This is a genomic window from Flavilitoribacter nigricans DSM 23189 = NBRC 102662, from assembly GCF_002646595.1.
GTDB lineage: Bacteria > Bacteroidota > Bacteroidia > Chitinophagales > Saprospiraceae > Flavilitoribacter > Flavilitoribacter nigricans.
This window is the reverse complement of sequence record NZ_PDUD01000009.1, coordinates 295784-309259: the sequence shown is the minus strand read 5'-3', so window position 1 is coordinate 309259 and position 13476 is coordinate 295784. Positions and strand designations below refer to the sequence as shown.

At 50.9% G+C, this 13476-nt stretch carries 13 protein-coding genes; 6 read left to right on the top strand and 7 right to left on the bottom strand.

What is annotated here, in order from left to right; all coding sequences use genetic code 11:
- Positions 1–28: 28 nt before the first annotated feature.
- The 5 genes from CRP01_RS06085 to CRP01_RS06065 form a co-directional block, all read right to left on the bottom strand.
- Entirely contained in the window at positions 29–2440 is a 2412-nt protein-coding gene (locus CRP01_RS06085; RefSeq protein ID WP_099149116.1) for a DUF3536 domain-containing protein, read from the bottom strand.
- A gap of 429 nt (positions 2441–2869) precedes the next feature.
- The gene (locus CRP01_RS06080; RefSeq protein WP_099149115.1) at positions 2870–3181 is read right to left on the bottom strand and encodes a hypothetical protein; all 312 of its coding nucleotides are present in this window, start codon (positions 3179–3181) and stop codon (positions 2870–2872) included.
- A gap of 2 nt (positions 3182–3183) precedes the next feature.
- Positions 3184–3855 carry a DUF2461 domain-containing protein gene (locus CRP01_RS06075; RefSeq protein WP_099149114.1) on the bottom strand — a complete coding sequence of 224 codons (672 nt, stop codon included), beginning with the start codon at positions 3853–3855 and terminating at the stop codon, positions 3184–3186.
- Positions 3856–3965: 110 nt separating this feature from the next.
- The gene (locus CRP01_RS06070; RefSeq protein ID WP_099149113.1) at positions 3966–4862 is read right to left on the bottom strand and encodes a cation diffusion facilitator family transporter; all 897 of its coding nucleotides are present in this window, start codon (positions 4860–4862) and stop codon (positions 3966–3968) included.
- 91 nt (positions 4863–4953) lie between these two features.
- Positions 4954–5379, bottom strand: a complete 426-nt coding sequence (locus CRP01_RS06065; protein WP_099149112.1) for a Fur family transcriptional regulator — start codon at positions 5377–5379, stop codon at positions 4954–4956.
- A 154-nt stretch (positions 5380–5533) separates the two neighbouring features.
- Between CRP01_RS06065 and CRP01_RS06060 the strand changes: the two genes are divergently transcribed.
- The gene (locus CRP01_RS06060) at positions 5534–7189 is read left to right on the top strand and encodes an AAA family ATPase (RefSeq protein ID WP_099149111.1); all 1656 of its coding nucleotides are present in this window, start codon (positions 5534–5536) and stop codon (positions 7187–7189) included.
- A gap of 221 nt (positions 7190–7410) precedes the next feature.
- The gene (locus CRP01_RS06055) at positions 7411–8181 is read left to right on the top strand and encodes a protein phosphatase 2C domain-containing protein (protein WP_099149110.1); all 771 of its coding nucleotides are present in this window, start codon (positions 7411–7413) and stop codon (positions 8179–8181) included.
- A gap of 62 nt (positions 8182–8243) precedes the next feature.
- Here CRP01_RS06055 and CRP01_RS06050 read toward each other — a convergent pair whose 3' ends face one another.
- Entirely contained in the window at positions 8244–9611 is a 1368-nt protein-coding gene (locus CRP01_RS06050) for a Gfo/Idh/MocA family protein (RefSeq protein ID WP_099149109.1), read from the bottom strand.
- 165 nt (positions 9612–9776) lie between these two features.
- Between CRP01_RS06050 and CRP01_RS06045 the strand changes: the two genes are divergently transcribed.
- Positions 9777–10097, top strand: coding sequence for a hypothetical protein (locus CRP01_RS06045; protein WP_143473286.1), 321 nt, complete (start codon positions 9777–9779; stop codon positions 10095–10097).
- Positions 10098–10201: 104 nt separating this feature from the next.
- Here CRP01_RS06045 and CRP01_RS06040 read toward each other — a convergent pair whose 3' ends face one another.
- A complete protein-coding gene (locus CRP01_RS06040) occupies positions 10202–11725 on the bottom strand; it encodes a GH3 family domain-containing protein (RefSeq protein ID WP_099149107.1) in 1524 nt (507 codons plus the stop codon).
- A gap of 206 nt (positions 11726–11931) precedes the next feature.
- Here CRP01_RS06040 and CRP01_RS06035 point away from each other — a divergent pair, with 206 nt between their 5' ends.
- The 3 genes from CRP01_RS06035 (at position 11932) to CRP01_RS06025 (ending at position 13474) form a co-directional block, all read left to right on the top strand.
- On the top strand, positions 11932–12414 hold the full coding sequence (locus tag CRP01_RS06035; RefSeq protein WP_099149106.1) for a Dps family protein: 483 nt from the start codon (positions 11932–11934) through the stop codon (positions 12412–12414).
- Positions 12415–12578: 164 nt separating this feature from the next.
- Positions 12579–13091 carry a hypothetical protein gene (locus tag CRP01_RS06030; protein ID WP_099149105.1) on the top strand — a complete coding sequence of 171 codons (513 nt, stop codon included), beginning with the start codon at positions 12579–12581 and terminating at the stop codon, positions 13089–13091.
- 53 nt (positions 13092–13144) lie between these two features.
- Positions 13145–13474 (top strand): hypothetical protein, encoded by a 330-nt coding sequence (locus CRP01_RS06025; RefSeq protein WP_099149104.1) that lies wholly within the window; start codon positions 13145–13147, stop codon positions 13472–13474.
- Positions 13475–13476 lie beyond the last annotated feature (2 nt).

The window sequence follows — 13476 nt, the reverse complement described above, 5'->3', positions numbered from 1 at the left end:
CGGACCGGAACGGCTTCCTCCCGACGGTTTAATTTTTCACCCAGATCAATTCACCCAGGTGAACGAATGCTTCTTTCCACTCCTTACTGATCCCTTCCCAGTCAATACCGCGGTATTTCTGGAGCAGGAAGAAATAGTGGTTCTGGCTTTTCCAGAATTCGGCTGCCAGTTCGAGTTTCGCAATACATTCCAGTACGCTGTTGAGTAAGCGGAGGTCCTGCAGCCCTTCCTCACTGGTATTGAGCGAGGAGATGGCTTCAAACACCCTTTCGTTGATCCTCAGGTGCAGGGAATCCTGCTGAGTGATCCGTACATTCCATTTCTTAAATTCCGATACCAGGCGCTGGATCTCCCGGAGGTTAAAGCGGTTGCTCTTACTGAAAAACGCCTGTAGATCGCGGTTGAGCACGAATTCCAGGGCACTTTGGTAGGCATTCGGAATGGGCATGCCGATATTGGCGATCCCCGTCATCAACTGGTAGTTGACATTGTAAATATCCCGGAAATCATTTTCCGCTTTATTCAGGCTCAACTGGATGATCTGGTTGAGGATCTTGCGTTTTTCATCCCGGAAAAGATGCCAGATGGAATATTTCTCCCCTCCGAAATGTTGCTGCATCAGCCCGATCACTTCCCCGAGATTGGGTGTAGCGAAGGCCTCCACGATCCCCTGGCTCATCGCGTCAAACTCCTTTCGGGGCATATTGGTGGAAATGGAACCGATGATGTTTTGCTGTCCCAGGTAGAGTACCGCAAAGCTGAAACGCTTTTCGGAGTGCGTGATGCGGGAGCGAACCGTCGTCCGGCCGATCGCCAGTCGTTGCATACCCGCGTGGTAGCGGTCGAGGATCTCGCTTTCGGCGATGTAATTAAAGAGTTCCAGTTCTTCCGGCCTTTCCTCAAAGAGTGAGGCGGCCGCGAAATGCATACCCACACGCTCGAGGTCTACCCGGGCGGGGATCACATTTTCCATGTAGCTCACCGCACCGTTCTCGTAGACATTACTGGGCGCTTCGCTGAGACGATCCAGAAATTCCTGGTGGAAACTGATCCCGCTCACCTGTTGTGCGTAGTGCAGGGCCCGGTTGGCGTACTGCAGGATCTGATTGGTCTCCAGACCGGAGATCTCATCGAAGAACCACCCGCAACTGGTAAACATCAGCATAGCCTGCCGCTGCATTTCCATCAGGCGTAACAACTGGATCTTTTCATCGTTTTCCAGCGGTTTTTTGGCATAGGTCTCAATGAAATTCCTGATCGATTTATTCTTTCGGCGCAGGATCACCTCGATATAGCCGTTCCGGGCCTCCCAGGGATCCTTCAGTAATTTTCCGCCTTCCTTTTCGTAGATGGGAATGAGTTCATCCCGCAGCCAGTTCAGGGTATCCCGCAGGGGCTTGCGCCAGGCCTGGGTCCATCCGGGGCGTCCTCCCGAATTACATCCGCAATTGGAACGCCAGCGCTCCACGCCGTGCACACAGCTCCAGGAACTGTTTTCCCAGATCTGAGCTTCCCATTCGGGTGGGAACATTTCCAGGTACTGCCCGTAATTGGTAAGTTCTACATCCTCCCGTTGGATGATCTCGTGCAGGCAATCCGCCAGCGCCATTTCTCCCCGGGAATGGTGGTGCCCGTAACTCTCCCCATCCGTGGCAATGTGCAGAAGTTGGGGCGTTTCATTGAAATCAAAAGAGCCGGTCAGCCGGCGGGCAAAAGCCTTACCGTCGTTCAGCAATCTTTCAAAAGCCACCGCCTGGGAAACCTCGCCGTGGTAAAAGAACAGATTGATCTTTTTTCCCGAAGGCAGCTGGCAGAGATAGGGCCGGCGCGGATCTACCGAATCGTGCGGCAGATCGATCCAGTCCTTGTCACCGATGGGACGGATCGCTTTGGCCTGCCGGGGAGCCAGTATTGTAAAGGTAATGCCGTTCTCGGCCAGCACTTCCAGCGTTTCGGTATCCACGGCAGTTTCGGCCAGCCAGATCCCTTCGGGTTTGCGGCCGTAGCGGTATTCGAAATCGGAGATCCCCCATTTTACCTGGGTTTCCTTATCGCGGCGGTTGGCCAGCGGCAGAATGAGGTGGCTGTGCACCTGGGCCATTGCCGAACCGTGGCCTCCGAAGCGTTCCATGCTCAGACGATCTGCCGCCAGGATACCGGCGTAGGTTTCCGGATCGGCCTTTTCCATCCAGCTGAGCAGCGTGGGCCCGAAATTGTAGCTGATGTAAGCGTAGTTATTGATTATGTTGGCGATACGTTGCTGGTCATCCAGGATACGGGCCGCCGTATTGGGTGCGTAACATTCGAAATTGATCCGTTCGTTCCAGTCGTGGAATGGGGCGGCCGAATCCTGAAGTTCTACAACTTCCAACCACCCGTTCTCGCGTGGAGGCTGATAGAAATGGCCGTGCACGCAGACGTATTTATTAGAAAAACTCATTGGCGCTTTAGTAAGTGTTTGTCATTTTCAGCAATTCCGGGCCCGGAGCGGGATGCCGGAAATAAGCCCATTCGTGGGCAAATCTTTGCTAAATTACTAATTAGTGTAGGATAAACACTATCTTTTTAGGAAGAATTGGAAAAAAAGCTGGGCCGGGGACCTGCTGGGAATTGGCTCTTCGGAAGTGGGCACTGACGGGATGCATTGAGGATGAGGGAACAAGCGCGGTGAATGGAGCGCGGTAGGCTTAGATGGGCTGCTGGACGGATAGATATTTTTGGGCATTAGGTTGGTCGGGGAAACGGTGGGAGCGCTTTGGGGTGGTTGGGTGCGGATTGTTATTTTTGGGGACGGTTGACGGGGGACGGTGGACGGTCGATGGTTGACGGTCGATGGTTGAGGGTTGACGGTGGATGGTAAATCGGTCCGTTATTTCTGGATGAAAGCCAGGGCCAGTTCTGTCAGGTAGGGCCACTGTTCTTTTTCCGGTTCTTCTACTACGACCCAGGCCTGCATGGGTGGTTTATTTTTAAAAGGGCTGAGGTAGGACCAGTGTTGCAGACCAAAGGCCGACGGATCGAATTTTTTTCCCAGTTTAAACGTCATTGCTCCTTTATGGAAAAAGGCAAACACCTTCCCGCGGTATTGCAAGGCGGGCGAGGACATCATTTTGCCCGGAGCCACACCGTCTTTTTGACTGTATTCCGATACCAGTTGTTCGAATAGGGTAGTGCTTTCCATGTTTAGGATCTTTTTATCGCTTTCAACAGAAATTCATTGAGGGGGCGGGCTGCGTGCCAGTAGGTCATCAGATGCTCCGTCAGATCATCGCGGGTGAGGAGCTCGGGAGACAGTTCGGCCAGCGCGTAAAATTGCTTATTAGCCAGTACCGGATATTGCTCCAGCTGTTCCTTGAAAGGTGAGGACAGACGTTTGTGCTGTTCTCCGCGAATATCCTGGAAGTGTTCCCGGAAGACCGGGGCTTCAACAATACCCGCCCAGGTATCGGGAGCTTCCAGAATAGCGGTACGAATATTTTCCAGTTGGTGTTTATCGGGGCCGTAGCACCCGACCATCACCCCCACCATTTCCGGAGACAGGCGGATAAAAAATCCGGGGATACTTTTGTCCTTCCGACCTCCGTGGGAAATGAAAGCCGTAACGAAAGTATTGTAGGGCGTTTTATCCGCTGCAAAACGGATATCCCGGTTGATGCGCAGTATGGCATCTTTGGGTTGGAGATGCAATTCGGGATCGTGTTCCTGAATGCTGACAATGAGTTGGCTGACCAGGGTTTCAAAAGGTACTTTAACGGATTGCTGGTACCGCTTTTTATTGCTCTGAAACCAGTCGCGCTGATTGTTCCGGGACAGCTCTTTAAAGAACTGGACAAAGTCGGGTGTGAAAATGGCCATGAATGGAGGCTTAGGTGGTTTAATTTTTTGTAGGTAAAAAATAAAATTAAAACAATTTAATGTTTTTGTCAACAAAAAGATAGCCTTCAGGCATATTTTTTTACCGACTTTTAAAAATCCACCTGCGCTTTACAGTTTTCGGATAGGGATTCAAATTCAATCGTCACGTGTTCAATACCGATGTCGTGTAACTCCTGCCGGATCTTTTTCTTGATCGGGGCCAGTTCCTGCAGCCGGGTTTGCCCGTCCATGCCGGCGTGTACCGTGACGATGTGATAATTGCCGTCCAGACTCCAGAGGTGGGTGTGGTGAATATTCTCTACGGCGCCGATACCCTTTAGTTTTTCTTTCACGGCATCAATGTCCACCTGCTCCGGAGCGGCCTGGAGGATGATGTGCCCGGCTTTGATCAGCCGTAATACTACATTGTAGAGCACAAACAGGGTTATAGCGATCGAAAGGATCGGGTCAATGATCGGGAGATCAAAAAAGTACATGACCAGGGCACCCAGCAACACGGCTACCCAACCCAGTACATCTTCCAGCAGATGCCAGCTCACTACCTGTTCGTTGATGGAGGCTCCGCTGCGGGTACGCAGCACGGCCGCACCGTTGATGAGGACGCCAAGTACCGCCAGCCCGATCATCCCCAAAGAATTGGCCGGCTCCGGATGACTCAGCCGGGGAATGGCCTCATACAGAATGATAACCGAACCGACAATGAGTACCATGGAAGTGATGATTGCTCCCAGCAGGGAAAATCGCTTAAATCCGTAAGTGAATCGTTTAGTTCGGCCCTTGTGGGAAAGGTTTTGCAGGTACCAGGCCAGTCCGAGCGAAAGACTGTCGCCCAGGTCGTGAATGGCATCGGAAAGAATAGCGACACTATTGGTCAGGATACCGCCGATAATCTCAATAATGGTAAAACCCAGGTTGAGGAAGAAAGCCACCCGGATGTTGCCGGAACTGTGGTCGTGGACGTGATCGTGCTGGTGGGAATGGGACATAACTGTTCTTGTTTTCGTAAGTCAACATCGTTTCTACGAAAACAAAGTTGGGCCTAAATGGCTTGCAATACAATTGCAAATATACGCTCCCTTAAGCCGCTTTACACTTCGGACAGACCCCGTCGATCCGCAGGGCGATTTTTTCAGTCTGAAAACCGGAAGGCAGGGAAAGATAGGGTAGGCGGGTCGCTTTCATGCAAATGGTATCCTCGCAAACCACACAGTGAAAATGTGGATGTACGTCCTGATGGGCCTCTTCCGAACATTGGTCCGAGCAACTGGCGTAGCGCTGAACACCCGTTCCGTCATCTACCTGGTGAATGATACCCTGTTTGTCGAAAGTTTTGAGGGTCCGGTAGATCGTGATGCGATCGGCGTGGGGCAAAAGCTGCTCCAGTTCCTGCAGGCTTTTAGCCGTCCGGCTTTTCAGGAACTCTTCCAGAACCAGCATTCTCATGGGGGTCGGCTGAACGGATTTTTGCTTTAATAACTTGATGACTTCGGACGTGTAATTCATTTTGTTGGGTTACTGTTCAGTGCCGGGTTCCGTCGAACTTCTCCTAGGACTTACCGAAAAATATAGAGGGTACACTTTATAAACAACATTTTAGTAGAAATGTGTTTGCAATTGACCAATTATCTGTCCACAAAACATTAATTAATCCTAAAATATGAAAATACAGCGCTTTTTTCCTGATCCGTCCGGTCACGCACTGGTTTTAAATGAAATGGCCGGCTACCTTTTTGAAGAGCTGAGCCGCGGTAACACCTTTACCCTCGGAACGGAGGCCGTTGAGCTACGCGATGCCTTTCTGCAGGATCTAAAGCAGCGGGGAGCATTGCCGGACTTCAACACTTCCCTGGAAGGTCTGGCGGGTTTACCGGCGGAGCAATACTCATTACTTTTGGAATGGCTGACTGCATTTTGCGACCGGTCGGAAGATCCGGGGCGTCCGGCCAGTATTCCCGAAACTGCGCTATTGCTGTTGGCGGGCAGTGCGGATGAATTTGGACTGGTAGAAGCCACCACCGGCATCGAAATAAAAGCGTTACGCGGGGAACACCCACTGATCGAAGGGAAAGATTACCGCAGCGATTATCCGACCTTTATGCGGAAGCTGCAGCAATACGAGCGGGAAAAGGTACCCCGTTTCCAAAAATTCCATCGTTTGAAAAGAGAAAAGGTCGATGCCTACCGGCAGGAGTTGCGACTGGAAACTTTTCAACCCAGAGTAATGAGCGCTTTCGTCCGCAATAAGCTCATCGACCAGGTCTACCTTCCCCTGATCGGAGATAATCTTGCCAAACAACTCGGAACGGCCGGAGAGCATACCCGCACCGATCGGATGGGGCTGTTACTGCTGCTATCGCCTCCGGGCTACGGTAAGACGACTCTGATGGAATACATCGCCAACCGGCTCGGCCTGATCTTTATGAAGATCAACGGACCGACGATCGGACATCGCGTGCACGCACTCGATCCGGCCGATGCTCCCAACCAGGCGGCCCGCAAGGAACTCGAAAAACTGAACCTCGCGCTGGAAATGGGCGATAATGTAATGATCTATGTCGATGATATCCAGCATTGCCATCCGGAGTTCCTGCAGAAATTCATTTCCCTCTGCGATGCCCAGCGGCGTATCGAAGGCGTTTGGAAGGGCGTGGCCAAATCTTATGATTTCCGCTCGCGCCGGGTTGCTGTGGTGATGGCCGGGAACCCCTATACTGAAAGCGGGGAACGTTTTCAGGTGCCGGACATGCTCGCCAACCGGGCTGATATCTATAACCTGGGTGATATCATCGGCGGGCAGGGAGAGGTTTTCGAACTGAGTTATCTGGAAAATGCGCTCACTTCCAATCCGGTGCTCTCGCGACTGGCCAATAAAAGCATGGCCGATGTGTATACCCTGATCCGGCAGGCCGCCCAGCCGGGAGCCGGTACCATGGACCTCAAGGCCGATCACAGCCCCGGAGCCCTGAACGAGTACCTGTCGGTGCTGAAGAAACTGCTGCGTATCCGGGAAGTGGTGCTGCGGGTCAACCGGCAGTATATACACTCGGCCGCAATTGCCGAAAAGGACCGGACCGAACCGCCATTCCGTCTGCAGGGGTCTTACCGCAACATGAACAAACTGGCGGAAAAGGTGATCCCCATCATGAACGATGCCGAACTGGAAACCCTTATCCTGAGTCATTATGAAGGGGAACTGCAGACCCTGACTTCCGGAGCGGAGGCCAACCGGCTGAAATTACACGAGATCATGGGGATCCTGACGGAAGCGGAGCGGCAGCGCTGGGATGCCATCCGGCAGTCTTTTGCATCGTGATCTGCCGGTGCAAAAAGATCATCAAAATCCTCTTTTTCTTTCGCTTAACGGCTCAACTGTTTTTCACGGAATCCGGAACTAAAGTCGGTAAAAAACGGTTGGGCCGTTGTAGTTTCTGTCCAATAAATAACCGGACCATCACCGGTCAGTATTATCTTTTGTGATTACGGAAATAAATCCTATAATGCATTCGGGAAAAGAGCTACCATCAATGAAACCGAATGATAAAAATTTACAAGCACACCCAGATCGGCTTATTCCATAAGGATCACTGTGAGGACTACGTTGTCCACGCGGATATCGGTAGAGATCGGGTGCTGTTGGCGGTACTGGACGGGTGTACGATGGGCACGGAAAGCTTTTTTGCTTCGGCCCTCATCGGCAAATTATTGCGAAAGATAGCCCGGCATTTCTTTTATCAGGAATCCTTAAAAGGACCGGTCCTCGATCTGGAAACCCTCAAAAAAGCCGTACTGGAAGAGCTGCACCGGGAACTGCAGGAAACCAAGAACGATCTCCAGCTGGACAAATACGAACTGCTGAGCACCATTGTACTGGGTATAGTGGACGTACGGGCAAAAACCGGTAGCTTTATCGCGATCGGGGACGGGGCGGTCTACACCGGTGAAAAGATCGTGGTCTTCGACCAGAATAATGCCCCGGACTACTTCGCCTATCACCTGCAAAAACCTTTTGCGGAATGGTACCAGGCTCAGGAGCAACACCTGCAACTTTCGGATATCGAGGATATCAGTCTCACCACCGACGGCGTATTCACCTTTTCCAATCTGGGCGAAGAGGAATTCCCGGCCTTTTCGGAAAAACAAGTGGTCGATCTACTTTTTAAGGACCGATCCGACGCAGCGAATGATCGAATGCTGCTAAAAAAGACCAGCCGGTTAGAAACCCAATACGGCCTGAAACCAACGGATGACCTTGGCATGATCCGGGTGATCTTGGAAAATGGGACGGTGGGAGGTTCGGATGGTTAAAAGTTGAAACGTTGGGAGACAAGCTTACCCATCCCAACGTATCAAAGATCCTGAAATTCTCATTACTTCCCAGCCTTCCCGGGATGCACCCAGGGCTCCCGGTATTCCCGGGCGAGCATCCGGCTTGCTTCCTCATCATTTTTGACGGTTTGGGTAGTGGGATCGTAGACCAGCGGACGCCCGTCGAGATCGGCGGAGAGATTGGCCAGGATGCAACTGGCGGTAGAGATATGTCCTTCCAGAATATCCGATACTGGCTTTTTTTGCTGATCGATGGCTGCCAGAAAATCCAGCATATGCCGGCGCGACGCCGGTGCTCCGGTACTGGCCCGGCCATTATCTCCGATATCCTCCGGAAATTTATCCCCTTCGGTCAGGGCGGTTTTGAGCACTGTTTTTCCCGCTCCGTGGGGGATGAATTCGTACTGCCGGGTATTGGCCTTCAGGGTGCCGTGCTCACCGTAGATCTTGTAGGACCAGCGATAATCCGGATCGGCGGGAGTACCCCAGGTGCGGTGTTGCCAGATGCAGTTGAGTTCCGGATATTCAAATACTGCGTGCTGAGTATCGGAAATATTGGATTTGCCGTCCTTCTGGACGTATATCCCGCCCGTGGAGCGGATGCGTTCGGGCCAGCCGAGTCCGAGCGTCCAGCGTACGGCATCGAACATGTGTACGCACATGTCCCCCAGAATGCCGTTGCCATACTCGGTGAAGGTGCGCCACCAGCGTACATGGGGAAGACCGTCGTAGGGGCGCATGGGAGCCGGTCCGCACCACATATCGTAATCAAAATACTCCGGGACTTTTTGCACGGGAGGATTGCCGTTTTCTCTCTGGTGAATATAGCAGCACATCTCCACGTGGGAGATCTTGCCCAATTGACCGGCTTCCACGATATTTTCCTTAGCATCGATCAGGTGCGGGGTGCTTACCCGCTGGGTACCCACCTGCACCACCTTGTTGTACTTACGGGCGGCCGCTACCATGGCTTCCCCTTCCAGCACATCCACACTGATGGGTTTTTCCACGTAGACGTGAGCACCCGCCTGCATGGCTTCGATCGCGTGCAGGGCGTGCCAGTGATCCGGTGAACCGATGATCACAATATCCAGATCTTTTTCGGCAAGCATTTTCCGGTAATCGGCGTACTTTCGGGGGGATTTGCCCGAGGCATGCCACTGGCGCGCATTTTCGGCGGCTTCCTCCAGCATTTGCCGGTCTACATCGCAGATGGAAACGATGTCGATCGAGGCGACCTGCGACAAGCGGAATAAGTCATTCTTGCCGTACCAGCCGGCGCCGATCAGGCCGACCCGCAGCGGCGGATCCCGGAAAAGCAGATCGAGCTGGTAGGCATTCAGGGTAGAAACAGCGAGGGTGCCGGCAGCGCCCAGGAGGAAGCGGCGGCGGTTGATGTTGACGTGCATTGTTTTGGTTTTCGTTTTGTTACTTGAAAGATTCTTCTAAAGTTATTAATCCTCTAGAAATTAATGCTTTATAAATTCAAGTATCTCAAGAGAAATTCTGTTCGTTGGGATCCTGCCGGGCGCAAATCGTGGTTGGAATGAAAAAATTAAAAACATTATATGAAGATGCTAAAGCAAGCTGGATGGATCATACTCTTTTCGGGAGCGGCAGTCGCCTGTTCCAATGTGACCACTCTGATCGCGGCCGGCAAACATTATCAGGAATATCAGGATTACCGGAGCCTGCAAAAAGTGGTGGATATGATCGAATTGGGCGCGGATACCGCTCTGGTAAGGGATGTACTCGGTGAGCCGATCGATATGGGATTCGATTATCGTTACACGCTGGATTCGGTGGGGCCGAAGGGGTGTGTGGTCGGTGCGGTTTTCCACATAGATGAGCAGGGTAAGATCGACCAGAAATGGATCGATGAGATCTGTGAGTGAAAAACGTATATAAAATGGGCCGGCCTGTAGCGTAAGTACACACTACAGGCCGGTTGCTATAATTTATGAAACAGGGGCAAATGATCCCCCGTGATCTCAATTGCTTACTGTTCGTCCAGATAGGCCATCAGGTCTTCCATCATTTCGGATTTCATCACCTTCGGCATTTTGATCTGGCCGCCTTTTTTCTTACGGCTGGCCAGCCAGTCGTACACCTGTTGGGAGGGTACCGTTCGCACGCTTACTCCTTTCAGTGCTTTCTCACGGGCAACCTTATAATTCTTGTTCAGGTCCTGAAGGATGGCATCCAGGCGTTCCGTCGCTTTTTCTGCATCTATATCGGCTTTGGTGCCGAGCACCCACTGGTGGATGTACTCGTCGTTGTCGTCTTTCACCGCGGCGACGGAAAATTCATTGATCTCAACGTCCATTTCCTGCGCCAGTTGGTTGACCGCGTTGTTGATCTTATCTTCGGATAACTGCGAACCCACCACATTCAGGAAATATTTGGTACGGCCGCTGATCCGGATCTCGTAGCGATCCAGGTCGGTAAATTTGATCGTATCGCCGATCATATAGCGCCAGGCGCCGGCGGGTGTGGACACCAGCAGTGCATAGTCCTTATCTTCTTCTACCTCTTCGATGGAAAGGACCTTCGGGTCTTCCAGCAGGTTACCGGTCTCGTCAAAGCCGGTCTCATCGAAAGGAATAAATTCGTAGAAAATGCCGTGCTTGAGCGCCAACTGCATATTCATGGTGTCCGGCCGGGCGGTGTAGGCGAAAAAGCCTTCAGAAGCCAGGTAGGTATCCATGTAGATCAGGGGGTAACCCATCAGGCGTTCCAGGCTTTCCCGGTAGGGTTCGAAGGCGACACCACCGGACGCGTAGACCCGCAGATTGGGCCACAGCTCGTGTATATTTTTTAGATTGTGGGTTTCAATGATCTTTTCCAGCATCATCTGGATCCAGGAGGGAATACCGGCCAGGGCTACAATGTCCCACTCCGGAGCCGCCTCGGCGATAGCGACCACGCGATCGTCCCAATCGGGAATACTCGCGATCTCCAGACCGGGTTTGTAGAAGCCGTCGAACCAACTTGGCAGATTACTGGTATTGATCCCGCTGATCTCGCCTTCCAGGTGATCCTTGTGTTTTTCCAGATCGGCCGAACTGGACAGCATCAATACGTCCTTTTCGAAGAACTCGGGCGGAAAATCAAAATTGGACAGGCTTTCTACCTGTGAGATCCCAACCGAGCGAAAACAGGCCAGCATCTCATCCGTCACCGGGATGCGTTTACTTTCCTTGCCGGTGGTACCGGAACTCAGCGCAAAATATTTAGGCTGTCCCGGCCACGTAATGTTGGGCTTATCCTGTTGCTGATGCCACCACTCGTTGTGGATCAGATCGTAATCGTGAATGGGAACGGCTTTACTGAAGGCTTCTATCGGATTTTCCGATTTCCGGATCTCCGCAAAGTTGTAAAAAAGACCGAAAGAGGTTTTTTCGGCTTTGGATAGGAGGTTGGTCAGTTGATCCTGCTGGGCTTCGTAGGCGTTTTTCACCTCGGGCGTCAGCGTATTCTTTATTTCAATGGCTGTCTTGATAACATTACCGATGATTGACATAAGTTAACGATTAAGCATTATTAATTTAAGTAAATGGGGCGGCAGAGAAGCGCCGGTTTATAGTTCGGTTTTATAACCCCGGAACAGTAGGCCTGGTTCGGTGTTCCGGTACCCGGAATCTTAAAATTTTAGTGAACACAGCGTGCCGGATTTCAGTTTAAATAGTGAGAATCAATTTAATTAAAAATCAAAATATACTCAATAACATGAATTATTTAGGCATGGATAAAGACAAAGTAAAAGGCACTGTAAATGAGCTGAATACGTTGTTGTCCAACTATCATTTATACTACCAGAACCTGCGAAATTTTCACTGGAATATCCAGGGTGAGAACTTCCTGGACCTGCACGAAAAGTTCGAGCAACTTTACGACGATGCCCGTCTGAAAATTGACGAGATCGCCGAGCGGATCCTGACCCTGCGCATGCGTCCGGTATCTCAGTTTTCCGAATATCTGGATCGCGCTGAGGTATCCGAAGCCGGCCGGGTAGAAGAAGATGTGGAAATGGTGAATGTCATTCTCGAAAATCACCGGATCATCATTGAAAATATGCGCCGGGTAATCAAGGCTGCCGACTCGGTAAGTGACGAAGGTACCATCGATATGGTCGGCGGTTTCCTCAGCAATCTGGAAAAAGTAAGCTGGATGCTGGATGCCTGGAGAAGCAGTCAGAAGGTAGTAGCCTGAAAGAGTTAGTTTTCCATAGTTCGATTCACAACTCAACCAATTGTGCATTAGAATGAGTGGATCAGGACGGGCGTTGGAAAATAAATTTCACGACGCTCTGAGTAGATCAAGTGGGGAGTTTTTCTCCTCACTTCATCCCAATTTTTAAATCAAAATAGAGAAAAATGGAAGTTAGTGAGAAAAATGAAATAGTAGTTGTTGATAAGAACGAGAACGTTCGGTCGGAGGACTATGGATTCCCATTTTACCAGAAAGGTACGACCTACGGCCTGACCGCAGGTGCGATCATGGGGGCTATTTCTTTAATAATCAGTAGTTTAGTAGGTGAAGATAATGTTGGATGGGATTTCGTCAAATATCTCGCACTCGGTTTGGTTCTTGGCCAGCTTTTGAATAAGTACAAATCTTTTCTACCGAGTGGTAAAGTCTTCAAGGACGGTATGGTCCTGGGTATGTTTACCTCTTTTGTGGCTGCGGTAACGATGGCGGCGATCAATCTCGTTGTAAGTCTGTTCGGGCTCGAAAGTGGTGTCTTGCAAAAATTTGGTCTGGAGGTCAATTCCTTTATGGACTCCGTAATGATCAACGGTCTGATGATCTTTGAATGTCTGGTATTCGGTCTGATTCTGACCTTTGTATGGCTTCAATTACTGAAAGACGAAAAACCTGCTGAGTAGTAAAATGTAAAACCATTCCAACATAAACAAACAAACAAAAAACGTTAGCGATCATGAAATTTAAAAGATATCCCAGCCTGGCCCGGGCGGCCGAAGCACTAAAGAAGCGGGGATTTTCCGAACAATTCATTTTGGAGGACAATTGTTTGATCCTCCAAGAAAGTGATCGGGAATACCCACCTGCTGAAGTCGCAATAGTAGAGTTCCACCGGTTCTTTCCCAAAGACCATAATCCAAACCGGATCTCGATCGTATTTGCTCTCGAAACCATGGATAAGATACGCGGCCTGCTGGTTGCTACCTATAACGCATACGGCAAAGTAAATTTGCTGGAATTTATGGACAAAGTAAAGATAAAGTCTAGACAGGGAAACGCAGTTTGATG